The following is a 21,846-nucleotide window of genomic DNA, read 5'->3' as shown; positions in this document are numbered from 1 at the left end:
CGACGAGCGAACACGTCGCCAGGTCACTCAAGGTCGGTGACGAGGTTTCGGTCCGCGGGCCGCTCGGCAGCTCTTTTCTGCGCGAACAGCATACTGGTCCAATTCTGGCGGTCGCCGGCGGGTCGGGACTGGCGCCGATCAAGTCGATTGTCGAAACGGCGCTGACAAGCGGCCTGCGGCAGCCGATCCATCTCTATTTCGGGGCACGGACGGAGCGCGATCTCTATCTGGTCGAACATTTCAGTCTTCTGGCGAGCGCCTACGACAACCTCACCTTCACACCCGTGCTTTCGGAAGTGAGCCGATCCGATCGCTTCCGAACCGGCCTGGTAACGGATGCGATCGTGAGTGACGTGCAGGATCTCGATGGCTGGAAGGCATATATGGCCGGACCGCCCGCCATGATCGATGCTTCTGGCATCATGCTTCGCGAACTGGGCTTGCGCGGCGAGGACATACATGCGGACGTATTTTTTACGCCCGAAGAAGCGCCTACATAAGTCGAAGAAAGGAACCAGCGATGAACATCGGAAAGGCAGCGGCGGCATCAGGCGTTTCGGCGAAGATGATCCGTTACTACGAATCGATCGGATTGATCGCGGAAGCGTCGCGGACGGATAGCGGATACCGAGATTACTCCGACAAGGACGTGCATACGTTGCGTTTTATCAGGCGTGCGCGCGATCTCGGTTTCTCGGTCGAGAAAATGACGGAACTGCTTGCGCTCTGGCGAGACCGAGACCGGGCGAGCGCGGACGTCAAGCGTGTTGCCCTTGAGCATGTCGAGGAACTTGAACGGAAGGCGCGTGAACTCAGGGAGATGAGCATGACGCTCAAGCACCTTGCCGAGAACTGCCGGGGCAATGCCCGGCCGGACTGCCCGATCATCGATGAGTTGGCGACGACTGATGACCCTGAGACCAGCCCCACACACACCCGCGATCGTTCCGGCGCGACAGGGAACAGGTTCGAGCACACGAGGCCCGTCGTGTCGGCGAAGGCGGAAAGAAGCGGTCACGGTGCCAGGGAGCAATAGCCATGACACTTGCCGGCGAAATCCTGCACCTGTTCAAACGGGCATGTTCGGACGGCGACATGGAAGTTGCCGAGAAGCTATTGCAGGCTCTTGAACTGATTGATGCGCGAGGGCTCGGCGTCGCAGCTTCGCACAAGCCGTTGTCTCAAGCTTATCTGGCTATCGGAGAACTTCCTGTGCCTCCGAAAAAATGTCAGCGGCATCACTAGGACATCATCCGTTCAATGAGGCCCAAGGATGGATGAGCCGGAAACGGGACGGGTCAATGCCGACTTCGCAGGTCAACAACTGCCCGCGTAGGCGGGACTCCGAAACTCAGCGGCGGCGGGAGACCTCCTCCTGATATCCGCGCTCTCGTTCCGGCCAGGTACTCTTAATAAAAGCGAGGACAGCCCGGATCTCGCCCTCGCTCAGGGCATCGGCAAAACCAGGCATGTCGCTCTCATAGCTCCCTCCGACGATGGCCGCTGTACCCTCCTTGACGATGCGGAACAGCATCTCATCGGCATGGTGCCAGGTGTGGCCGCTCTCGTCGTGCGGCGGTGCGGGCAGCCGACCGGAGGGAAGCGGCGAGCGCCAGTCCGGCTGCCCTTCGAGATTCGCACCGTGGCAAGACGCGCATTGATCCGCATAGACTTGTCGGCCCTGCTCGACGACCTCCGCTGATGCCGCAGCGGTGGATTCGGAACGGGCGTAATGCCACCCAGCCAATGTTACCACGATCGCTCCTCCGAGGAACGACCTTGACCAGAAAGTATTTTGGGGCTTCTTTCGCATGGCACGCATGTTCAGTAACGAGGAATTGCAACGCACGAGATGGCAAGGAAGATTTGCCAGTGGTGCGACACCATTTGCAATAGACATTCCGGTGAGTAGTACCTATCTTTCCAGTATGTTTGCGCGCGTTGTCTCCATGCTTGCCATAGCCGCGGTCGCCATCATGACGATGGTGTTTTCCGCGCACGCGGCACGCATGAGCATAACGCCGGACCCGGCTGTGCATGCGAACGAGATGATAGTCGTCTCAGCCGGCATCGAGCCTGCATGCAGCAGCGAACACTGCGGATCGGCAGACATGGATGCGGGAACCTGTGAACTGGTTTGTGCAGGTTTTTCGCTCTTTCTCATATCACCGAGCGGTGGTTCTGGAAACCAATACACGCCAACCATCTATGTCCTGCCGCCTGATGCAAGCATTGCCGGTGGGGCGCTTGGACTGAACGAGCGTCCTCCGAAGGTCCGCCTCCTCTGATCGCGCCCGGGCTTCGGCCCGCGGACTTCCGACAGCTTGAGGAACGGGACTGCTGTCCCGAGGAGACGACCATGAATACCCTTTCACGACGCGGCTTTCTCGCCGCTGGCGCAGCTATGCTGGCCTACGCTCATGTGCCCCGGACGGCGGCAGCGCAGGACGCCACGCCGCTGTCGCTTCGCGCCGCCAGCCGGACTCTGGACATCGACGGACGCGCCGCCACTGTCTGGGGTCTTGCCGGGCCATCAGGACAGGGCCTGACACTCGATCCCGGCATGCCCTTCCGGGTGGATCTAACAAACGAACTCGATACCGCCACACTGATTCACTGGCACGGCCAGATTCCGCCCAATGCGCAGGATGGCGTGCCCGACATGCCCTTGCCGATGCTCGCCCCCGGCGAAACACGCGCCTATGACTTCGCACCGCTGCCCGGCACCTATTGGATGCACGCGCATGTGCCGCTGCACGAGATGCGCCTTCTGGCCGCGCCACTGATCGTGCGCAGTGCCGAGGATGTCGCCGCTGACCGGCAGGAGGTGGTGCTGTTTCTGCATGATTTCTCGTTCAAGGCGCCCGAGGAGGTGATGGCCGAGATCACATCCGGCCATGGCGCCACGGGCAATCACGGAAGCGGCGCAGGCGCAGGCACGGGCGGAATGTCGGGTATGGACCACGGCGCGATGGGAAACATGCCGATGACTGGCATGGATCACGGCGCCATGGGTGGAATGGGGTCCATGGACAGTATGGCGATGGACCTCAACGACTACGATTGGGACGCCTATCTTGCCAACGATCGCACGCTCTCGGACCCGGAAGTGGTGCAGGTCGAGCGCGGCGGGCGTATCCGCCTACGCGTCATCAACGCCGCTGCGGCGACTGTGTTCTGGCTGGACACCGGCGAAGCGCAGGCCCGGCTCGTCGCGGTTGATGGCCACGCCGTTCAGCCGCTGTCTGGCACGCGGTTCGGTCTGGCCATGGGCCAACGGCTCGACCTTGAGATCGACCTGCCTTCGGAGGGTGGTGCCTGGCCGATCCTTGCGCTGCGAGAAGGAGCGCGGGAGCGCACTGGTCTGATCCTTGCCACTCCGGGCGCCGAGATACGGCACATTGATGCTTTGGCAGAGTCCGAAGCACCGGCTTTTGACACCGACCTTGGACAGGAGACGCGCTTGATCGCTTCCGAATCCTTGCCGGAGCGGCCGGTGGACCGCAGCCACATGGTAATGCTGGGCGGCTCGATGCAGCCCTATGTGTGGACGATGAATGGCGCCGTCTGGGGCCAGCATCGCCCGGTTACCGCGAGGCGCGGCGAGCGGATCGTGCTGTCCTTCCACAATATGTCGATGATGGGTCACCCGATGCATCTGCACGGGCATGTGTTCCAGGTCGTCGGGCTGAATGGACGGGCGGTTACGGGCGCGCGGCGGGACACGGTGTATGTGCCGCCAATGTCGATGGTCGACATTGCACTCGACGCCGGAGAAGCCGCGCGCTGGATGCTTCATTGCCATCACATGCCGCATCTTGAAACAGGCATGATGACCGAATTTGCGGTCAGCGCATAGGCAGCGTGCTGGCAGGAGGACGCCGGCACCGGCGTCCTCCTGTGCAACAAGGAGGTGAACCCTATGTCAATGTCTCACGGCGGTCATGCCGGCCACATGCCCGCGAGTGGTGATCGCAAAGCGCTCGTCATTTCGGGCTGGCTTACCGGCCTTTACTTCATCGTGGAACTCGGGATCGGCATCTGGACTGGCTCGGTCGCCGTCATGTCGGATGCCTTCCACACCTTCTCGGCCGTGGGCGGCGTGCTCATTGCGCTGGTCGCCATGCGTCTGGGTGAGCGAAAATCCAGCCCCTCGCGCACCTTCGGCTACATTCGGGCGGAGATCCTGGGGGCCCTCTTCAACGGCCTCTTCCTCGTCGCCATGGCTCTCTACGTGCTGTGGATGGGCGCGATGCGCCTCATGGAGCCCATCGAACTGGCCACGACGCCGATGTTGATCGCCGCAGCGGGCGGCATCGCCACCGAGCTTGTCGCGCTCTGGCTCATGTACGAGCGCCAGAAGGACAACCTGAATATCCGGGGTGCGTATTGGCACATACTGCAGACCTTCGTCGGCAGCTTCCTGATCATCGTCTCGGCGCTGGTGATCCGATTCACGGGCTTTGTGGCCATCGACCCGCTGCTTGGCATGGCCTTCGGACTGGTGCTGCTCTGGGCTTCCTGGGGTATTATGCGCGAGGCATTGCACATCCTGCTGCAAGGCACGCCCGAAGACCTCGACTTGGAGGCCGCCATCGAGGCCATCCGGCAGCTAGAGGGGGTTACCGACGTGCATCACGTCCATGCCTGGAGTCTGACATCCGGGCGCAATGTATTCTCAAGCCACGTCTGCGTTGGGGACTTTCAGGAAGGCGAACGGGTGTTGCGACAAGCAAGCAATCTCCTGCGCGAGCGTTTCAACATCTACTTCTCGACGTTGCAGATCGAGAAATACTGCCTCGACGGCGAGGACTCTGCGGCCGAGATTGACATCATGCAGTCTCAGACGGGGCAAGAACGGACCAGCATCGGAAAGATCCACGACAATCACTGATTGGCAGGAACTCCGGATTTCGATCACCTCTTGACCTTCCAACGGTTGGAAGGCGCAGAATAGGCGAAGAGCAAGCTTAGGATAAGACGCCGGGGAGGCGTGAAAATGGCCAGCAAGACCGAACACGATCACCAGAATCAGAGTCACGTTCATTCCGCCCAAGGTCATGCGCATGATCACGGGGCGGTCGCGCAGGACGACGCGCACAAGGTCAAGGACCCGGTCTGCGGCATGATTGTCGATCCCCACACGGCCCAGCACAAGGCCGAGCATGCGGGCCGGCCCTATTATTTCTGCTCGGCCGGGTGCCGCGCGAAGTTCCTGGCCGAGCCCGAAAGCTATCTCGATCCGGCGGCGGCGGAGGTAGTACCGATTCCCGAGGGGACGGTCTATACCTGCCCGATGCATCCCGAGATCCGGCAGGACGGCCCCGGATCATGCCCGATCTGCGGCATGGCGCTGGAGCCGGTGCTGGTCAGCCTTGAGGCCGAGCCCAATGTCGAACTGATCGACATGACACGCCGCTTCTGGATCGGCCTCGTTCTGGCGATCCCGGTGTTCATTCTCGAGATGGGCGGGCATGTGTTCGGGCTGACTCACGCCATCGGGCAGCAGGTCTCGAACTGGCTGCAACTGATCCTCGCAACGCCGGTCGTTCTCTGGGCGGGCTGGCCGTTCTTCCAGCGTGGCTGGCAGTCGCTCGTCAACCGCAGCCTCAACATGTTTACACTGATCGCCATGGGCACCGGGATGGCGTGGATCTACAGCGTCGTCGCCACGCTTGCACCCGGCATCTTCCCCGACGCCTTCCGCCAGAACGACGGCTCGGTCGCGGTCTATTTCGAGGCGGCGGCGGTCATCACCGTGCTGGTGCTGCTGGGACAGGTACTGGAGCTGCGGGCGCGCGAGAGCACCAGCGGCGCGATCCGGGCGCTGCTTGACCTCGCTCCCAAGACCGCGCGGATCATTCGTGACGACGGCACTGAGGAGGAGGTTCAACTCGACACCGTTCATGTCGGCGACCGTTTGCGGGTGCGGCCTGGCGAGAAGGTGCCGGTCGATGGCGAAGTTCTGGAAGGACGCAGCGCTGTCGATGAATCGATGGTGACCGGCGAGTCGATGCCGGTGACCAAGGAGGCCGGCGCCAAAGCCATCAGCGGCACCATGAACCAGTCCGGCGCGCTAGTGATCGAGGCACGCAAGGTCGGGCGAGACACCATGCTGTCGCAGATCGTCCAACTCGTCGCCGAGGCGCAGCGAAGCCGCGCGCCGATCCAGCGCCTCGCCGATCAGGTGTCGGGGTGGTTCGTGCCGGCGGTGATCGTCGTCGCAGTCATCGCCTTCATCGCTTGGTCGATCTGGGGACCGGAGCCGCGCTTATCCTTCGGGCTGATCGCGGCGGTTTCGGTCCTGATCATCGCCTGTCCCTGCGCGCTCGGGCTGGCAACGCCGATGTCGATCATGGTCGGCGTCGGCCGGGGCGCACAGGCGGGCGTGCTGATCAAGAACGCCGAGGCGCTCGAGCATATGGAGAAGGTCGATACCATCATCGTCGACAAGACCGGTACGCTGACCGAGGGCCGGCCCGCTGTCACCGCAATCGTGCCAGCGCCTGGCTTCACCGAGGACGAGGCTTTGCGGCTTGCCGCCAGCGTGGAGCGGGCCAGCGAGCATCCGCTGGCGCTGGCCATCGTTCGCGCTGCCGAGGAGCGGGGGATCGTGACCGCACCGGTCGCGGATTTCGACTCGCCGACCGGCAAAGGCGCCTACGGCACGGTCGAAGGCAAGCGCATTCCCCTTGGAAATGCCAAGTTCCTGGCCGAGCAAGGCGTTGATGTCGCCCCACTGGCGGATGAGGCCGACCGGCTGCGCGAGGACGGGGCAACCGCGATCTTCATGGGAGTGGACAACCGCATCGCCGCCATCTTCGCCATCGCCGATCCGGTCAAGCCCTCGACGCCCGAGGCGCTTGCCGCGCTGAAGGCGCAGGGAATCCGCGTTGTCATGCTTACGGGTGATAACTGGACCACGGCCAAGGCGGTCGCCCGCCGGCTCGGCATCGACGAGGTCGAGGCCGAGGTCCTGCCCGACCAGAAAAGCGCGGTCGTGCAGCGTCACAAGGCGGCAGGCGAGGTGGTGGCGATGGCAGGCGACGGCGTGAACGACGCGCCGGCGCTGGCGGCGGCCGATGTGGGCATCGCCATGGGCACCGGTACCGATGTGGCAATGGAAAGCGCAGGTGTCACATTGCTCAAGGGCGATCTCACGGGCATCGTCCGCGCGCGCCGGCTCTCGGAGGCTGTCATGCGCAACATCCGCCAGAACCTGTTCTTCGCCTTCATTTACAACGCGCTCGGCGTGCCGGTGGCAGCCGGGGTGCTCTACCCGTTCTTCGGCATCCTGCTGTCGCCGATCATCGCCGCCGCCGCCATGGCGCTGTCGTCGGTGAGCGTCATCGCGAACGCCTCCCGGCTGCGGGCCACGAGATTGTAGGAGGCTGACGTGGGCGAAGGTCCTCCATCTGGAAAAATTGGTGACGATGGTGGCGCCAACAGCCCGGATACCGTCCCATCCTTGCGCTAAGTCAAAGTCTGCGGCGAAGGGGGCCGCTATGAGTATCTTTGCGACGGAAGGGCAGAACAGGCCATGATGCAATGTCATGATGTCGGGCGGGATGATGTGGGGCATCGTTCTTCTGGTACTCGTGCTCCTTACCGCCGCCGCTTTGATCAAATACGTATTTTTCCGGTGATCCAGCTTTGACGAAGTTGCGGCCCAGATGGAGGAACTGAGATGCAAACCATCCATATGATCAGCAGGCGCTCCTTCCTAGCCAGCGCCACCGCGTTCCCCGTCCTGCTCTCAACGGCGGGAACGGTTCGCTCGGCAGGACTGCCTCTGGTGACCGTCACCAAGGATACGAATTGCGGGTGCTGCGGCGCATGGGTCGAGCATATCGAGGCGGCCGGCTTCCCGGTGAGCGTCGTGGAATCGAGCGAGGTCGAAAGCCTCAAGCAGCGGCTCGGCGTCCCGGCGGCGTTGTACTCCTGCCATACGGCCGAAGTGGACGGCTATGTCATCGAAGGACATGTGCCGGCCGCCGCGCTTCGCCGCCTCCTGGCCGCGCGCCCGTTCGCGACAGGGCTTGCGGTTCCCGGAATGCCCGCCGGCTCCCCCGGCATGGACTTTCCCGGCGTGGTCCCCGAGCCATACGAGGTGTTCCTGTTCGGCCCTTCCGTCCAGAAAACCTTCGGGCGTTTCCGCGGCGCGCGGGAGATCTGAGTGGAACGCTGCTCATGATCCATCCGGTCGCCATCAGTCCGATTCAGAACCGGGCCTGCGGGGCAGACCCTGCCTTTGTCAGGAGCTCTGGTTGCCTGGGCTCGGATATTGACGGCCGCAAGGATGTCATCTGGTGCGTGGCAACTCTCCATCCCGACCTCGACAAAGAAGCCAAGCCATGAGCAGGAGCTCGACTGCGGCTTTCGGATCGAAAGGCGACTGGCTCCGCCAGTTCCTGACAGGCCTGCTGCTGCTTGCGTTCAGCGCTTTTGTTTTCCTGGCAGCGGCGCATGCCAGTCCGGGCACACACGGCTCGCATCAGGATCAGACCGTTGCGGGTGCACAGCATGAGGCCCATTCGAATTACTCCGACGACCGAAGCAAGGCTGCGGACGAACGATGCTGTCACACTGAAACGGCGCCGGACCGCGATTGCGGCCAGCTCTGCACCATTGTTGCCCTGCTACCCGAGGCGCCGCCTGTGATGCCATCCTCGGACGGCGAGCCATTGCTCGGTTTCCAGGCCAGCGATCTGGGCCGAAATCCTTCAGTCCTCCTGACACCACCGCGTCTGACCGCCCCTGCGTAGTGAACGCATCGGCCGGGAGATGTTCTTCTCGGCACTCAAGCAGCAAACAGTCAGACGAAGCCACGGTAGGCGCGCGTCCAGAAATTAGACGCGGCTCTCCGGTGCCAAAGGATAAACCATGACGTACCGAACAATAGTTGCGCTTTCTGCTAGTCTCTTGATGGGAGTCTCCGGCGCTGCTCTGGCGCAGCAGGCAGAGCATGACGCCCATTACCCTCAGACGCCACAGGCCCAGGAGGAACGGGCCCCTGCCTCCATGTCCCCTTCAGGACAGATGCCTTCGATGCAGGACATGCCGCATGAATGCCGGGCCATGATGGAGACCATGCCCCAAGCGTGCATGGACGCCATGCAGCAGATGATGCAGGGCGGCATGATGCACGGTGGGATGGCCGCTCCCCAAGGCGGAGAGTCGGCTCCAGCCGACGCCGATGTCGCCGACTTCACCAAGGCCTATGTCGATGCGATGGAGGAGATGCACGGCCCGATGATGGAGGGCGTCATGGCCGAGGACCCGGACGTCGCTTTCATCCTGGGCATGATCCCGCACCATCAGGGTGCGGTCGACATGGCGAAGATCGTGCAGCGATACGGAGATGACCCGCAGACAAGAGAGTGGGCGTCTCAGATCATTGAAGCACAGGAACGTGAGATCGCCGAAATGCAGGCGTGGCTGGACAGGAATGCCGGCCAGCAGCCTGCTGGCTTGGTCGAGACAGGCGGAACCGTGTACTCCGCCAACGAGGGCGACAATTCGATCAGCGCCATCGAACTCGGCACGGGTTCGGTCGAGACGGTGCAGATCGGAGTCTCACCGCACAATGTCGATCGGACGCCGGACGGGAGGCTGCTGCTCGCCGTCGGGAGCCCTGCCTCCGATCACGCTCACGGATCGGATGACCAGGGACATGCCGATGCCGGCAACGGGCTTCTGGTGGTGCTCGATCCGCAGCAACTGTCACAACCCGTCGGCACTGTAGAAGTCGGTGCGCATCCGGCGCATGTCGTCGCCGATCGCAGCGGCCGCGCCTATGTTTCGCTGTCCGGCGGGAACGAGATTGCGGTCGTTGATCTCGCAGCGGCTTCGGTGATCGAGCACATCACGACAGGAGCCTATCCGCACGGGCTGCGCCTCAGCCCGGATGAGAGCGAGCTCTATGTGGCCAATGTCGAGGACGGCTCGGTCTCCGTCATCGACACGCAGGAGCTGACCGAGGTTGCGCGCATTCCGGTGGGCGCAGCGCCCGTTCAGGTCGGGTTCACGCCCTCGGGCGATCAGGTCTACGTCTCTCTTCGAGACGAGAACCGGGTGGCCGTCATCGACACCGCATCCCGCGAGGTGACGAACAGGATCGATGTCGGGCCGAACCCGATCCAGATGTTCGCCACCCCGGATGGAGCCTACGTCTATGTGGCCAATCAGGGCACCGAGGCGGAACCGAACGATACGGTCTCCGTGATCGAGACTGAGTCCGGAAACGTGATCGAGACGATCACCACCGGGGGCGGCGCCCACGGCGTCTCGGCATCGGCTGACGGGGCATTCGTGTTCGTAACGAACATTGCCGATGACAGCGTTTCGATCATCGACGTGGCGAGCCAGGAAGTGCTCAAGACCGTGCCGGTCGGCGATCGCCCGAACGGCATAGTCTACGCCGGATCGAACTAGTAAGCAGCGCGGCGCCGGAGCGAAACAGCTCTGGCGCCAGACTTGAGAATAGCTATTGGCGTCGATGAGCAGAGCCGGCCTGCACGACGAACTTCGAGGCAGCACGGCATTGGTTGCAGACATCGGAACTGATCTTGTCGCATATGCCGCCCTTTTCGTAAGCGCGTTCACGTCGGCGACCCTCCTACCAGGGTCGTCCGAGGCAGCGCTCCTGACTCTTCTAACAATGGGACAGGCCAACCTCGTCACCCTAGTGGGCGTCGCAACGGCAGGAAATGTGCTCGGCTCCTTGGTGAACTGGGCGCTGGGCAGGTTCCTCTCGGGGTTTCGAGACCATCGCTGGTTTCCGATTGACGACAGGTCATTTAGCCGTGCATCGGATTGGTACGGACGTTATGGCGTGTGGTCTCTACTCTTGTCCTGGCTGCCGATTATCGGCGATCCGCTGACAGTTGTGGCAGGAGCACTGCGAGTTGACCTGTTTCGTTTCCTCATATTCGTGTCGATCGGCAAAGCGGCACGCTATCTCTTTGTCGCCGGCGCATTTCTCTGGTGGAGCGATTCTTGAGTGTACTTGCACGTCGAGTCGAGCTGTTGAGAATGGCGGAGACGAAGGGGCGCAGCCGAGCCGCCACCGCGCCCAGAAGCCTCACCCGGCCGCCGACTGGTCCTTGCGCTCGGCCGGATAGCCTGCCTCGGTTAAGGCGGCGGGAAGTACCTGCTCGTCCACCTTCGTGGTGACCGTCACTTCGCGCGTGGGTGGATTGGTGGTGACATCAGCCGCCGGATCGACGCTCAGAAGTGCGTTGATGACCCGGCGCGCGCAGCCGCCGCAAGTCATGTCGGGAACAGTGAATCGGAACATGCGAACTCCCTCTGTTGGGTGTTCACGGACAAATCTGGTCCTTGCCACGTTGGCAAGGTCAAGGGTCAACGAGGAAAATGATATCGCGGCCAAGGTGGCTTGACCTTCCCATTGTTGGAAGCCACATCGGGGGTGCAATGGATCAGGAAGGAAGCATGTCAAGACGAACGTTGTTCCGGCGAATTTGCTGCTAGGACCGTCTGACCGCCGCCCGTTCCTGCCGCGCCAGGCCGCTCGGCCCGTCCGTGAACGACGGAGCTGGTCATGTCCTGGCCAGCTAGACCACTGATCGCCATTGCCTGATCGGCGCTTCTCGCATGCAAAATGTGGGCGATGTGCAGATCATCGGCTTATAGATCAAGTTTCAGCGGATTTGGGAATCAATTTGTTCTTGACCTTCCAGCCATTGGAAGGATTAGAGGTCTGCGACATCTGAACGACTCAAAAAAGTAGCAGGAATTCCCGGATGTCTACGATCTCCCCTCAAACGCCGAAGCCTCCGGTCGCTTCGGCACCTGCAAGCACGTCATTGCCGCTTGTCGTCATTGCGACGGCCCAGCTCATGGTGGTGCTTGACGATACCATCGCCAATATCGCCCTGCCGACGCTCCAGAACGATCTCGCATCTCGGCCGCGAACCTGCCCTGGGTGATCAACGCCTACATTCTTGCCTTTGGTGGACTGCTGCTGTTCGGCGGCAGGCTGGGCGATCTCTATGGCCGCAGGCGCATGTTGCAGGTAGGCATGGCGATCTTCACCATTGCGTCCCTGTTCGTCGGTCTTGCCCAGGACGGTGTGAGCATAATCGCGTCGCGCGGCCTTCAGGGGATGGGCGCGGCACTAACCGCCCCTAATGCCCTTGCCCTTATCGCCACGACCTTTCCCGAAGGCAAAGCCCGCAACGGGGCCATGGCCGTCTATGGCGCTATGTCCGGCCTTGGCATCATCGCCGGGCTTATCCTTGGCGGACTGCTGACGGGATTGCTCGGCTGGCGTTGGGCGTTCTACATCAATATTCCGATCGGCTTAGCGGTGCTGGCCGGATCGAGAACGCTTGTCGAAGCGGAACTGCACAAGGGCCGACCCGATCTTGCCGGTGCGCTCACCAGCATCCTCGGCATGGCGGCGCTCGTCTTTGGAATCACCCGTGGCGGCGAGCATGGCTGGACCGACAGCATCACCCTCGCTGCGTTCGCCACTGCAGTGATCCTGCTGCCGGTGTTCCTGATCCTTCAGGCCCGTAGCAAGGACCCGCTTCTTCCGCCGCGCCTGTTCAAGGAACGCAACCGCGCCGGCTCCTATCTCGCCATGCTGCTGCTCGGCTTTGGCCCAATGGGCATGATCTATATGCTGACGCTCTATTTACAGCATATCCTTGGCTACAGCCCGATCATGACCGCACTGGCGTTCCTGCCCTTCGGTGCGGGTATTATCCTTGGTGCCATTGTCAGTTCCAAGCTCGTCACGCGGTTTGCACCGCGCGAGGTGGCAGCGCCCGCCGCACTGATCGGTGGTGCTGCCTTGTTCTGGCTAGCCACAATCGGACAGGAACTCGACTATATCTGGCATTTCATGCCGGCCGCCTTCCTTTCCGCTTTCGGCTTCGTAGGGGCGGTGATTGCCTTGGCGCTGACCGCCGTGAAAGGCGTGCAGGCACAGGAGACGGGCATCGCATCGGCGCTCTTCAATGCTTCGCAGCAGATCGGGGTCGCGTTGGGGCTGGCCGTCCTTTCGACTATTGCGGTCTCGGCCACGGCTGGCCGATTGCCGGATGCACTCGGTGCGCTCTATCGCGGGCGAGTGGCTGGCGACAGCGATGTTGTGAGGTCTGCCAGTGATGCGCTGATCCACGGTTATGGTCTGGCGCTTATGGGCGCTGGAGCTGCCCTCGTGATTGCCGCCGTCATTGCAGCGGTGCTGGTCAACGCCAGGAGGGGACAGGTTTCTCCCGGCACGATCGCTGTCCATTGACAGGATAGTCATTAAGCCTACGGCGCGGTTCCGTGGCGCGCTACCCGCCGTATGCCTTGTGCAGACGCCTACTCGGGCGAATTGCAAGCGGAGCAGTGGATATGCAATACATGAACACGTATTCATATGTTGCATGTTAAACGGATGAGCCCTAAATGTCCCATTCACACAGCCATGGTCATTCTCATGATGACCATTCCCATGATCACTCCCATGCGCCGACCGTCACGAGCGATAATGAGCGCAAGGTCCTTCTCTCGTTCTTCCTGATCCTCACGTTCATGATCGTGGAGGTGATCGGCGGTCTAATCTCAGGATCGCTGGCGCTGCTCGCCGACGCTGGACATATGCTGAGCGACGCGGCTGCGCTGGCGCTAGCTTATGCCGCCTTTCGGTTCGGACGGCGGGCGGCAGACTCCAAGCGGACCTTTGGCTATCTGCGTTTCGAGGTCCTTGCCGGTTTTATCAACGCAATCACGCTATTCGCGATCGTCGTCTGGATTGTCTATGAAGCCTGGCAGCGCTTTCAGGAACCGCATGTTATCCTCGCGGGTCCGATGCTTGGCGTCGCCATTGCGGGGCTCCTCATCAATATTCTCGTGTTCTGGATTCTGACGCGCGGAGATACCGAGCACGTGAACATCAAGGGTGCCATCCTTCATGTGTTGGGCGACCTCCTCGGCTCTGTGGCAGCGGTTTCAGCGGCCATCGTGATCATGTACACGGGTTGGACGCCGATCGATCCTATCCTCTCGGTGTTTGTCTCCCTGCTGATCCTGCGCGCCGCGTGGAATCTCCTCGGCAAGTCGATACATATCCTGCTTGAAGGTGCGCCAGATAACGCGACGCCCGAGAAGATCGAACGCCATCTTGTCGAGAACATCGCTGGCGTGGCGTCGGTGAGCCACATCCATGTCTGGTCGATCACGTCCGGGCGGACCTTGGCCACCCTACATGTGCGGCCGAAAGCCGATGTCGATGCCCGCTCGGTGGTGCGCGCGGTCGAGCGTGAGTTGAAGTCACAGTTTACGATCGAACATCCGACCATCGCCATCGACTGGAATGACGATGCGGACGCGTGCAGCCTGTCGCAAGCCTCTGCCTTGACCGGGCACGCGCATGGGGATCCACACGACCATGATGGGCATCACCACAACCATGGGCCTGAGCATGTCCACAGCAAGCAGGAGCATGAACGTTGAAGCAAGCCCCGTCCCTGTCGCAGAACGACGTAACCGTACTGGCAGAGACTTTTCGCCTGCTGGGCGATCCCACACGGCTGAGAATTCTGCTCTTTTGTCTGCCGGGTCCAAAGTCCGTCGGCGACATTGTTGAGAGCCTGGAACTGTCGCAGACACTGGTTAGCCACCATTTACGCCTGCTCAGAGGTGCACGGCTCGTCAGGGGGGAGCGTCGGTCAAAGCAGGTTTTCTACGAAGTGGCAGACAGTCACGTGAGCGACATGCTGATCGACATGGCGACCCATATCGACGAGGAGCACTTTGATGACTGACAAACAAGGCTTCTTGGCGATGTGATGCCTGTACCGCTGAAGAGCGGGCCTCTAATGCGTTCGTTGACGCAGGCAGCAGCACTTATCGCCGACACGGCAATCTTCACGCTGCGGTTAAGACCGGGATCTGTAATTTGCAGAGCTTGGCGGTGTTTCCCTTGAGGGTTTCAAGGATCTGTCCGCACTGACGGCTGCGAGCAGCGGTCGTGCTGTATCGGGTTTCACAAGGCCGAACGTTGCATTGACTCGAAGCGGGCTCACTTGCCCATCCGGTAACCTTCGCAGATCGTCCGTCCCTGCGTTCCCTCTCGGGACACCGCCCTCGGATCAGCTTCTGGGCTTCACCGCTGGCAATCAGATTCTACCTCACTTCATGCTTCGAACAAAGTGCCATCGCGCAGCATGGCGTGCATGATGACGGCAAGACGGCGGGCAAGCGCGACACGCGCCTTTCTCAGCCCGCGCCGCTTCGCGATCTTCATGGCCCACCCTTTGAGGGCGAAGCTGCCGCGACTGCGCGTTAGGATCGAGTTGGCCGCTTCGTAGAGCAGCTTGCGCACCATACTGTCGCCTTGCTTGGTAATGCGGCCTGTCCAGTCGACCTCTCCGGATTGATGACGTCGGGGGACCAGTCCGAAGTAGGCTCCAGCCGTTCGTGATTGCCGGAACCGGCCAGCTTCATCGACTGCTGCGGCGAATGCTGCTGAAGTCTGGACACCGACACCAGGGATGCTCATGAGCTGCCTGCAGGATTGCGATCGGTGGGCGAACTCACGCAGCACCAGATCCATTTCCTTGATCTGCTTCATCAGCCCGGTTCTCACGGCAAGCAACGCGGTAATGCTCTGGCCGAGGCCAGGTATATTGGCAGCCTCCATCACACGGTCGATAAACGCCTTGCCCTGACCGGGACCGGGTTTAAAGCCGAAGGTCGCGCACAAGCCCCGGATCATGTTGTCGAGCCGTACCCGGGCTTCGACCAGATGGTTGCGTGCCGTGATGACGCTCCGCACGCCATGAGCAGCGGGCGATTTGACATGCACCTCTTTGTAGAAGCCGGTCCTGGCCAATTGCGCCAGACCGGCGGCGTCATGAGGATCGGTCTTGTTCGCCTTCAATGCTTTCAGACTCTGATGCGCCTGCCGTGCATCGATACAGACGACGGGAACGCCGAGAGAACGCAGACCGTGACAGATCGCCGGCGACATGCGGCCGGTTTCGATCACCGCCCGTTTGACGCCACCAACCTCGCGCAACGCCTGTGCGATCTTGTCGGGAGCGCTCTCGACCTTCATCGAGGCGATCTTCCCGCCATTCTCATCGACAATGCAGACCTGCGTGGTTTCCATCGACAGGTCCAGTCCGGCATAGTGTTTCATGGCTGCTTCCTTCCTTCAGCTTTCGACAGCCAGAAGTGTGAGCCATTTCAGCTCCGAGGGAAGCGGCCACAAATTACCCGATGACTTAAGCAATTTCGGTCTTGACCTTCCAATGGTTGGAGGCCGCACGATCTTGCTTGATACCCGTTTCGTCAATGCAAGGCGGCAGAAATGAAAGACCAAGCGAAGAACCGTTCGTCCGTCGACAAATTATTCGGCTCGCTGATCGCGGAAGGGTACGTTTATGCAGATGATGCCGCGGACCTCGATGATGGTGCCGACATACGGATTCGTTTGGGCTTTCTCCAGACATTGATGTTGGCGACCAGAAGCAAGGTGGCCGCATAATGCGGAAAGGGGTCAAGTGTTCGGATAAAGTCGAGCTTCGCCATCTCCGTTATTTCGTGGCGGCGGCCGAGCATGGCAGTTTTCGTAAAGCAGGCGCTGCGGTTGGGCGGTCGCAAGCTGCGATCAGTCGGTCCATTGCCAAGCTGGAAGACGAGATCGGCGCCTCCTTGTTTCACCGGCACACGTGGGGCGTATCGCAAACCTATGCCGGCCAGCGATTCCTCATACACGCCCGCAGGGTCATCAGGACTGTTGGAGAAGGCGCTCAAGAGGTTGCCTCCGCAGGTCGTTCTGAAAAGGGACGTGTCCGAATCGGTATTTATTCGTCGATCGCTTCCGGCTTTTTGGCGGAGTTGCTGGAAGTTTACGGCAGGCGACATAGCGCGGTCAGAATCGAAGTGGCTGACGGGAACCCCGCAGAGCATGTCGCAGCGATCCGGCAACTCAATCTCGACGTCGCCTTCATCACTGGAACACGAGACTGGCCGGATTGCGAACGCGCCCTCTTGTGGTCGGAGCGTGTGTTCGTGGTCTTGCCTGGCCATCATGCCTTAGCCAACAGAGAGGAGGTCGTGTGGCGCGATCTGGCCGACGAATCCTTTATCGTCAGCGAGACTGCTCCGGGACAGGAAATCCATGATCATCTGGTGCGGCGGCTCGCGGATCTCGGCAGGCATCCCGAGATCCAGGTGCAATATGTCGGTCGGGATAATCTGGTGCCGCTTGTCGCACTCGGTCGAGGGCTGACTCTGGTGAGCGAAGCCATGACCGTCGCACAATTTCCGGGTGTGGTTTACCGGCCGGTCCTCGGTGAGATCCTGCCCTTTTCGGCCGTCTGGTCGGCGAGCAACGACAATCCCGCCTTCCGTCGGTTTCTCAGTCTGGCGAAAGCAATGGCCGTCAGACCTGCGACTTCGGAGACCGGACGGAGCGCCGTGCTTTCGTGAATCCCCTGTCGGTGGCGATAAAGCGCTCCAACATAGGCGCGATCAGCCTGACAGGATCAGCGGCGGGCTGGCCCGTCTCGCGGGCCAGTACTTCGGCATAGGTGGCAAGATCGCGATGGAGCGGCCCCGGCAGTTCCACCGTGACCTTGACCGGCTTGTCGTCGGGCAGCGGGCCGAGTTTCAGCTTGGTCATGGTCAACCTCCTCCGTTGTCAAATACTAAATCTCGGGTCACAATTATCCTGACCGGGAAGCCCGGCCGGATGGTGAGCGTCGGCGCGACCTGCAACTGGCGCTGCACGATCTGCTGCCCGGCCTGATTGACGGTATCCTGTGCGCCGTCGCGGATAGCCCGGATCAGCCGGTCCTCGTCGCTCGTCGCCAGCTCCGTGCCGACCGCGAGCAGCGTGGACAGCCCTGCGGCCTTCATCAGATCCCACCAGTGATAATCGACGCCATCCTCAAGGCCAGCGTAACCGCTGGCGTCCGCGCCCGGCAGGCGCTCCAGAACGATGGAGCGTCCGCCGGGCAGGATCAGGCGATTCCACACCAGCAACACCCTGCGCTGGCCGAAGGTCACGCCGTCATCGTATTGGCCGATGATGCGTGTCCCCTGCGGGATCAGAAGCAGGCTGCCGGTTGGGCTGTCATAGACGTTTTCGGTCACCTGCGCCGTAATCTGGCCGGGAAGATCGGAACGGATGCCGGTGATGAGCGCGGCCGGAATGACGGCGCCCGCCTGAAGGATATAGGGCGAAGCGGGCGGCGTGACGCGATCCGCGGAAACGGTCTGCCGGTCGACCGGGCCATTGAGGAAAGCCGCGTGCCTGTTCTGCCCGGACGCGTCCTGTTGCTGTCCGCCAAGCCCGGCGAGGCCGGGCATGGCCGTTCCCGGTGTCCCGCCAGAGCGCGGGCCGGACTGGAAGAACACGTTGCTGAGGCGGGCCGCCTCTTCCTCGGCGCGCCGGCGTTCCTCTTCGGGATCGACGGCAGGCGTCGTAATGGCAGGTGTCGCTATGGGCTGGCCCCGGTTCTGAGCCTCAACGATCGGGCGGCCGAGATCGCCCGGCAGCGCCGGTCCCAGGATCGGGCCCGTATAGTCGCGCGGCAGGTCGGATAACCCGTCGGCCGTAGGTCGGTTTTCGGTCGAATAGAGTTCTTCGCCGCCCGGTCCCATGTCGCGGGTCTGGAGCGCGTAGATCAGCGCGCCGCCGATGCCGAGAAGTGCAATCGCACCGACGCCCGCCAGCACCTTGCGAGACAGTCGGGTAACGCGGGGCGATTCAGCGCGCAGGCGCATGGGCGCGGCGGTGTCGGTATCGCTCATAAGGACGATGCTCCCGTGGTCGTGCGGGCCGGCTGGGCTGCGGCCTGCCTCTGTTCCATGCGAACGATCCTGACCACCTGCTGGCGGTCGCCGCTGCCAAGGCGCAGTTCGGCCGCGCTGAACAGGCGGTCCACAATCAGGACATTCTGGTGGACACGGCTGTTGACGATCTGCGGCTCGCCATCGGAGCCGAGCACGAAGATCGGCGGCATCTCGCCCTGCACGATGCCGCGCGGGAAGACGACATAGACGCGGCGTCCATCGTCGAAGACGGAAACGGGCCGCCATGGCGGGCTATCGCCTCGCACCTGCAATCCGTAGCGATAGTTTCGGGCCGCTTCGGCCGGGATGACGGGTGCGGTCGGAACGCTCTGGCGCAGGCCTGCCGGTGGCGCGGGATAGGCCCATGCCAGGGAGGGCATGTAGAGCGCTTCCCGCGCGCGCAACTCGATCATGTAGGTGCGCCGGTCGGTGGTCACGACAAGGTTCGTGGAAATGTCCGGTCGCGTCGGCTTCACGAGGATGTGGACACGGCGGGTCGCGCCCGAACCGGATTCGGTGTCGCCGATGATCCATCGTGTCGTATCCCCGGCCGCAATCGGTCCCGCGCCGGTCAGGCTTTCGCCCGGCTCCAGCGCGATATTGGTGATTTGACCGGGGGCTGCATAGACTTGGTAGAGCGCGCCTTCGCTCCACGGATAAATCTGGATGGCGTTGTAATAGCCTTCGCGGCGTGGTTCGACGCGGGCGGCGGCATTGGCGTTTTCGACACGGCCTGCCGGTGTGCTGGCAGCGGTTCCGCCCCGCGCGACTGTCAAGGCAGGCGGGACATGCAGCGGCCGGGGCCGGTCGTCGGTGGCGGCCGCCTGCACGGCGGGCAGCGGCGGAACGTTGTCATCGTAGCTGAATTGCGGTGTTCGGTTGGTCGCGCATCCCGCAAGTATGGTCGCGGAAAGCAGCAAAGCCGCGAAAGGGGGTTTACGGAAAACCGGTAGCCCGGCTTTACGGAAAGTCGTGCGGGTCATTGGCTCATCTCCCGCGACCAGTTGATCGCGTTGACATAGATGCCTAACGGATTGGCGCGCAGCCGCTCGGCGTCGCGCGGAGCCTGGATCACGATGGTCAGGATGGCGGTCCATCGCTCGGTGGTAGAAAGCTGGCCGCTCTCGTAATGCCGTTCCGTCCACGCCACGCGGAAACTGTCCGGCGAAGCCCGGATGACGCTCGATACCTCGACAGCGATCTGCTGGCGGCCGACCTTGGTGAACGGGTCGTTGGCGCGGGCATAGTCGTTGAGCGCCGCCGCGCCACGATCGGTGGTGAACTCATAGGCGCGAAGCCAGTTCTGCCGGACAATGATCGCGTCCGCCGGGATCGCGCGGACCTGCTCGATGAAGCGGCCGAGATGGAAGGCGATCTGCGGATCGGTCGGGCGATAATCGGCCGCTGCCGGCGCGACTGCCTGCGCCTGTCCGAGATTGTCGACCTGCACCACCCAAGGCACGACGGTTCCGCGCGCCGATTGCCAGACGAGCGCGGCGGCGAAGCCGGCCGCGAGGATCAGGCAGCCGAAGGCCATATAGCGCCAGTTCTTCGCCTGCACGCGGGCCGAGCCGATGCGCTCGTCCCAGACCTGCGCGGCGCGCTGATAGGGGGTCTCGGGTTCCGGCACCTTGCCGTAATGGGTCGTCGGTCGTTTGAAGAGATTCATGAGCGGTCACTTTCGGAAAGGCTGACGGAGGAGCCGCCGCCGCGGCTGTCGCCGGATCGGACAGCATGAGCAGCAGCGGTAACGCCGTGGCTCATGGCCCGGCCGCAGCGGATCTGCTGTGCCCAGGCTGGCCCATCGGTAGATGGCGAAGTTGATGGCTCGGCAGATGCGCTTGCGCCGACCGTGCCCATAGAGGAACTGCCGCCGGACGCAGCGAACCCGGCTCTTGCACCGTCGGAATAGCTGGATTTGAGGCTGTCGGTGGCTCGGGAGGCGGCGCGTTTCAGGGGCGAAACGGTCGCGGAGGCTCCGGCGCGTGCCACACCTCCAAGGCCGGAGGCGACCCCGGCCGCGCCGGAGCCGCTCATGGAACCAAGGGTATAGGCGGACGAAGCCGCACCGGCTGCCACAGCACTACCACGCGCCAACGCTGCACCGCCCGATAGCGCGGCTGCACCTCCCTTGGCGGCGAGCATGGTCGCACCGCCTGCGGCAACGGCCGCGCCGCCAACCGCAAGGCCAGTGCCGACGGCAGCGCCTGCGCCGAGTTGCGGGCCGCCGGAGACAAGGCCGGTGGCGATACCGGGACCGAAGATGCCCAGGCCGAGAAGGGAGAGTGCGGCGAGCACAATCGCCATGGCGTCGTCGATCGTCGGGGTCGCACCGCCGAAGCCTGCGGTAAACTGCCCGAACAGTGTCGACCCGATGCCGATGATGACGGCAAGAACCAGCACCTTGATGCCGCTGGAGATCACATTGCCCAGCACCCGCTCGGCCATGAAGGCGGTCTTTCCGAACAGGCCGAATGGAATCAGCACGAAGCCGGCCAGCGTGGTCAGCTTGAACTCGATCAGCGTGACGAAAAGCTGGATTGCCAGGATGAAAAAGGCCAGCACCACCAGCGCCCAGGCGAACAGCAGGCACGCGATCTGGATGAAGTTCTCGAAGAAGGCGATCCAGCCCATCAGGTCCGAAATGGATTCCAGCAGCGGGCGACCGGCGTCCAGCCCGGTTTGGGCAACGCGGCCGGGACGCAGCAGATCGGCAACCGAGAAGCCAGTTCCGGACGCCATGAGCCCGAGCCCGGCGAAGCTCTCGAAGACGATCTGTGCGAGATTGTTCCAGTTGCTGATGAGATAGGCGAAGACGCCGACGAACAGCGTTTTCTTCACCAGTCGTGCAATGATGTCGTCGTCGGTGCCCCAGGCCCAGAACAGTGCGGCGAGCGTCACGTCGATGACGATCAGCGTCGTGGCGATAAAGGCTACTTCGCCGCCGAGCAGGCCGAAGCCGGAATCGATATAGCTGGTGAAGATGCCGAGAAAGTTGTCGATGACCCCCGTTCCGCCCAT

The 21,846-nt window shown here is 62.4% G+C and carries 26 protein-coding genes; 18 read left to right on the top strand and 8 right to left on the bottom strand.

The features are described from left to right. From ABWW28_RS22525 to ABWW28_RS22515, 3 genes are all read left to right on the top strand, one after another. A partial coding sequence (locus tag ABWW28_RS22525) for a ferredoxin reductase domain-containing protein (protein ID WP_502904593.1) occupies window positions 1–500 on the top strand: 500 nt, incomplete at its 5' end. A gap of 20 nt (window positions 501–520) precedes the next feature. Beyond that, window positions 521–1,036: a Cu(I)-responsive transcriptional regulator gene (cueR, locus tag ABWW28_RS22520; RefSeq protein WP_012092680.1), complete on the top strand. Its 516-nt coding sequence runs from the start codon at window positions 521–523 to the stop codon at window positions 1,034–1,036. A gap of 2 nt (window positions 1,037–1,038) precedes the next feature. After that, window positions 1,039–1,245, top strand: a complete 207-nt coding sequence (locus ABWW28_RS22515) for a hypothetical protein (RefSeq protein WP_028034408.1) — start codon at window positions 1,039–1,041, stop codon at window positions 1,243–1,245. 106 nt (window positions 1,246–1,351) lie between these two features. Here the strand turns inward: ABWW28_RS22515 and ABWW28_RS22510 are convergent, their stop codons facing one another. Further along, the gene (locus ABWW28_RS22510) at window positions 1,352–1,756 is read right to left on the bottom strand and encodes a c-type cytochrome (RefSeq protein ID WP_247648027.1); all 405 of its coding nucleotides are present in this window, start codon (window positions 1,754–1,756) and stop codon (window positions 1,352–1,354) included. 55 nt (window positions 1,757–1,811) lie between these two features. Between ABWW28_RS22510 and ABWW28_RS22505 the strand changes: the two genes are divergently transcribed. The 9 genes from ABWW28_RS22505 (at window position 1,812) to ABWW28_RS22465 (ending at window position 11,002) form a co-directional block, all read left to right on the top strand. Further along, entirely contained in the window at window positions 1,812–2,288 is a 477-nt protein-coding gene (locus ABWW28_RS22505) for a hypothetical protein (RefSeq protein WP_209004896.1), read from the top strand. A 71-nt stretch (window positions 2,289–2,359) separates the two neighbouring features. Further along, on the top strand, window positions 2,360–3,859 hold the full coding sequence (locus ABWW28_RS22500) for a multicopper oxidase family protein (RefSeq protein ID WP_122520894.1): 1,500 nt from the start codon (window positions 2,360–2,362) through the stop codon (window positions 3,857–3,859). Between the two features lie 63 nt (window positions 3,860–3,922). Next, window positions 3,923–4,894, top strand: a complete 972-nt coding sequence (locus ABWW28_RS22495) for a cation diffusion facilitator family transporter (protein ID WP_206110628.1) — start codon at window positions 3,923–3,925, stop codon at window positions 4,892–4,894. A 105-nt stretch (window positions 4,895–4,999) separates the two neighbouring features. Beyond that, on the top strand, window positions 5,000–7,387 hold the full coding sequence (locus ABWW28_RS22490) for a heavy metal translocating P-type ATPase (RefSeq protein ID WP_122520895.1): 2,388 nt from the start codon (window positions 5,000–5,002) through the stop codon (window positions 7,385–7,387). A 300-nt stretch (window positions 7,388–7,687) separates the two neighbouring features. Continuing rightward, complete coding sequence (locus ABWW28_RS22485) at window positions 7,688–8,176, top strand: DUF411 domain-containing protein (protein WP_122520896.1); 489 nt, start codon at window positions 7,688–7,690, stop codon at window positions 8,174–8,176. 14 nt (window positions 8,177–8,190) lie between these two features. Beyond that, complete coding sequence (locus ABWW28_RS22480; protein ID WP_163001346.1) at window positions 8,191–8,358, top strand: hypothetical protein; 168 nt, start codon at window positions 8,191–8,193, stop codon at window positions 8,356–8,358. Then, window positions 8,355–8,765, top strand: a complete 411-nt coding sequence (locus ABWW28_RS22475) for a hypothetical protein (RefSeq protein ID WP_122520897.1) — start codon at window positions 8,355–8,357, stop codon at window positions 8,763–8,765. The genes ABWW28_RS22480 and ABWW28_RS22475 overlap by 4 nt, the downstream gene beginning before the upstream one ends. 118 nt (window positions 8,766–8,883) lie before the next feature. Further along, window positions 8,884–10,434, top strand: coding sequence for a CopM family metallochaperone (copM, locus tag ABWW28_RS22470; RefSeq protein WP_122520898.1), 1,551 nt, complete (start codon window positions 8,884–8,886; stop codon window positions 10,432–10,434). A 64-nt stretch (window positions 10,435–10,498) separates the two neighbouring features. Beyond that, complete coding sequence (locus tag ABWW28_RS22465; RefSeq protein WP_122520899.1) at window positions 10,499–11,002, top strand: YqaA family protein; 504 nt, start codon at window positions 10,499–10,501, stop codon at window positions 11,000–11,002. 81 nt (window positions 11,003–11,083) lie between these two features. On the opposite strand, the gene ABWW28_RS22460 is transcribed toward ABWW28_RS22465, so the two are convergent. Continuing rightward, window positions 11,084–11,299, bottom strand: a complete 216-nt coding sequence (locus ABWW28_RS22460) for a heavy-metal-associated domain-containing protein (protein ID WP_353392202.1) — start codon at window positions 11,297–11,299, stop codon at window positions 11,084–11,086. Window positions 11,300–11,765: 466 nt separating this feature from the next. Here ABWW28_RS22460 and ABWW28_RS22455 point away from each other — a divergent pair, with 466 nt between their 5' ends. From ABWW28_RS22455 to ABWW28_RS22440, 4 genes are all read left to right on the top strand, one after another. Then, window positions 11,766–11,951: a hypothetical protein gene (locus ABWW28_RS22455; RefSeq protein ID WP_353392200.1), complete on the top strand. Its 186-nt coding sequence runs from the start codon at window positions 11,766–11,768 to the stop codon at window positions 11,949–11,951. Then, window positions 11,948–13,270 (top strand): MFS transporter, encoded by a 1,323-nt coding sequence (locus tag ABWW28_RS22450; RefSeq protein WP_353392198.1) that lies wholly within the window; start codon window positions 11,948–11,950, stop codon window positions 13,268–13,270. Before ABWW28_RS22455 ends, ABWW28_RS22450 begins: the two co-directional genes overlap by 4 nt. Before the next feature lie 155 nt (window positions 13,271–13,425). Next, window positions 13,426–14,472 carry a cation diffusion facilitator family transporter gene (locus ABWW28_RS22445; protein WP_122520904.1) on the top strand — a complete coding sequence of 349 codons (1,047 nt, stop codon included), beginning with the start codon at window positions 13,426–13,428 and terminating at the stop codon, window positions 14,470–14,472. Continuing rightward, window positions 14,469–14,783, top strand: coding sequence for an ArsR/SmtB family transcription factor (locus ABWW28_RS22440; protein WP_122520906.1), 315 nt, complete (start codon window positions 14,469–14,471; stop codon window positions 14,781–14,783). Before ABWW28_RS22445 ends, ABWW28_RS22440 begins: the two co-directional genes overlap by 4 nt. Window positions 14,784–15,154: 371 nt before the next feature. Here the strand turns inward: ABWW28_RS22440 and ABWW28_RS22435 are convergent, their stop codons facing one another. Further along, window positions 15,155–16,162: an IS110 family RNA-guided transposase gene (locus ABWW28_RS22435; RefSeq protein ID WP_122520908.1), complete on the bottom strand. Its 1,008-nt coding sequence runs from the start codon at window positions 16,160–16,162 to the stop codon at window positions 15,155–15,157. A gap of 171 nt (window positions 16,163–16,333) precedes the next feature. Here ABWW28_RS22435 and ABWW28_RS22430 point away from each other — a divergent pair, with 171 nt between their 5' ends. Together ABWW28_RS22430 and ABWW28_RS22425 are read left to right on the top strand one after the other, a co-directional pair. Next, window positions 16,334–16,510: a hypothetical protein gene (locus ABWW28_RS22430; RefSeq protein ID WP_012092667.1), complete on the top strand. Its 177-nt coding sequence runs from the start codon at window positions 16,334–16,336 to the stop codon at window positions 16,508–16,510. Continuing rightward, window positions 16,510–17,457: a LysR family transcriptional regulator gene (locus ABWW28_RS22425; RefSeq protein WP_122520910.1), complete on the top strand. Its 948-nt coding sequence runs from the start codon at window positions 16,510–16,512 to the stop codon at window positions 17,455–17,457. The genes ABWW28_RS22430 and ABWW28_RS22425 overlap by 1 nt, the downstream gene beginning before the upstream one ends. Here ABWW28_RS22425 and ABWW28_RS22420 read toward each other — a convergent pair. The 5 genes from ABWW28_RS22420 to trbL are packed head-to-tail and all read right to left on the bottom strand — an operon-like array spanning window position 17,411 to window position 21,846. After that, entirely contained in the window at window positions 17,411–17,650 is a 240-nt protein-coding gene (locus tag ABWW28_RS22420; RefSeq protein ID WP_353392194.1) for a DUF2274 domain-containing protein, read from the bottom strand. The genes ABWW28_RS22425 and ABWW28_RS22420 overlap by 47 nt on opposite strands. A gap of 2 nt (window positions 17,651–17,652) precedes the next feature. Next, window positions 17,653–18,783 (bottom strand): TraB/TrbI/VirB10 family type IV secretion system protein, encoded by a 1,131-nt coding sequence (locus tag ABWW28_RS22415; RefSeq protein ID WP_122520914.1) that lies wholly within the window; start codon window positions 18,781–18,783, stop codon window positions 17,653–17,655. Next, window positions 18,780–19,808, bottom strand: coding sequence for a P-type conjugative transfer protein TrbG (gene trbG / locus ABWW28_RS22410; protein WP_122520916.1), 1,029 nt, complete (start codon window positions 19,806–19,808; stop codon window positions 18,780–18,782). Before trbG ends, ABWW28_RS22415 begins: the two co-directional genes overlap by 4 nt. Continuing rightward, entirely contained in the window at window positions 19,805–20,494 is a 690-nt protein-coding gene (gene trbF / locus ABWW28_RS22405) for a conjugal transfer protein TrbF (protein WP_122520919.1), read from the bottom strand. Before trbF ends, trbG begins: the two co-directional genes overlap by 4 nt. After that, window positions 20,491–21,846 (bottom strand): P-type conjugative transfer protein TrbL, encoded by a 1,356-nt coding sequence (gene trbL / locus ABWW28_RS22400; RefSeq protein ID WP_353392192.1) that lies wholly within the window; start codon window positions 21,844–21,846, stop codon window positions 20,491–20,493. Before trbL ends, trbF begins: the two co-directional genes overlap by 4 nt.

It is taken from the genome of Brucella sp. NBRC 14130, from assembly GCF_040371715.1.
GTDB classification, from domain to species: Bacteria; Pseudomonadota; Alphaproteobacteria; order Rhizobiales; family Rhizobiaceae; genus Brucella; species Brucella intermedia.
The sequence above is the reverse complement of the archived record's forward strand: the minus strand, read 5'-3'. Positions and strand labels throughout refer to the sequence as shown.

Coding starts and splice junctions, on each gene's coding strand:
- ABWW28_RS22475 (WP_122520897.1), top strand. CDS start 8,355: ATGAGCAGGAGCTCGACTGCGGCTTTCGGATCGAAAGGCGACTGGCTC.
- cueR (WP_012092680.1), top strand. CDS start 521: ATGAACATCGGAAAGGCAGCGGCGGCATCAGGCGTTTCGGCGAAGATG.
- ABWW28_RS22490 (WP_122520895.1), top strand. CDS start 5,000: ATGGCCAGCAAGACCGAACACGATCACCAGAATCAGAGTCACGTTCAT.
- ABWW28_RS22500 (WP_122520894.1), top strand. CDS start 2,360: ATGAATACCCTTTCACGACGCGGCTTTCTCGCCGCTGGCGCAGCTATG.
- trbF (WP_122520919.1), bottom strand. CDS start 20,494: ATGAATCTCTTCAAACGACCGACGACCCATTACGGCAAGGTGCCGGAA.
- trbG (WP_122520916.1), bottom strand. CDS start 19,808: ATGACCCGCACGACTTTCCGTAAAGCCGGGCTACCGGTTTTCCGTAAA.
- ABWW28_RS22435 (WP_122520908.1), bottom strand. CDS start 16,162: ATGAAACACTATGCCGGACTGGACCTGTCGATGGAAACCACGCAGGTC.
- ABWW28_RS22505 (WP_209004896.1), top strand. CDS start 1,812: ATGGCACGCATGTTCAGTAACGAGGAATTGCAACGCACGAGATGGCAA.
- ABWW28_RS22420 (WP_353392194.1), bottom strand. CDS start 17,650: ATGACCAAGCTGAAACTCGGCCCGCTGCCCGACGACAAGCCGGTCAAG.
- ABWW28_RS22465 (WP_122520899.1), top strand. CDS start 10,499: ATGAGCAGAGCCGGCCTGCACGACGAACTTCGAGGCAGCACGGCATTG.
- ABWW28_RS22415 (WP_122520914.1), bottom strand. CDS start 18,783: ATGAGCGATACCGACACCGCCGCGCCCATGCGCCTGCGCGCTGAATCG.
- ABWW28_RS22485 (WP_122520896.1), top strand. CDS start 7,688: ATGCAAACCATCCATATGATCAGCAGGCGCTCCTTCCTAGCCAGCGCC.
- ABWW28_RS22445 (WP_122520904.1), top strand. CDS start 13,426: ATGTCCCATTCACACAGCCATGGTCATTCTCATGATGACCATTCCCAT.
- copM (WP_122520898.1), top strand. CDS start 8,884: ATGACGTACCGAACAATAGTTGCGCTTTCTGCTAGTCTCTTGATGGGA.
- ABWW28_RS22425 (WP_122520910.1), top strand. CDS start 16,510: ATGCGGAAAGGGGTCAAGTGTTCGGATAAAGTCGAGCTTCGCCATCTC.
- ABWW28_RS22480 (WP_163001346.1), top strand. CDS start 8,191: ATGATCCATCCGGTCGCCATCAGTCCGATTCAGAACCGGGCCTGCGGG.
- ABWW28_RS22455 (WP_353392200.1), top strand. CDS start 11,766: ATGTCTACGATCTCCCCTCAAACGCCGAAGCCTCCGGTCGCTTCGGCA.
- ABWW28_RS22495 (WP_206110628.1), top strand. CDS start 3,923: ATGTCAATGTCTCACGGCGGTCATGCCGGCCACATGCCCGCGAGTGGT.
- trbL (WP_353392192.1), bottom strand. CDS start 21,846: ATGGGCGGAACGGGGGTCATCGACAACTTTCTCGGCATCTTCACCAGC.
- ABWW28_RS22430 (WP_012092667.1), top strand. CDS start 16,334: ATGAAAGACCAAGCGAAGAACCGTTCGTCCGTCGACAAATTATTCGGC.
- ABWW28_RS22515 (WP_028034408.1), top strand. CDS start 1,039: ATGACACTTGCCGGCGAAATCCTGCACCTGTTCAAACGGGCATGTTCG.
- ABWW28_RS22460 (WP_353392202.1), bottom strand. CDS start 11,299: ATGTTCCGATTCACTGTTCCCGACATGACTTGCGGCGGCTGCGCGCGC.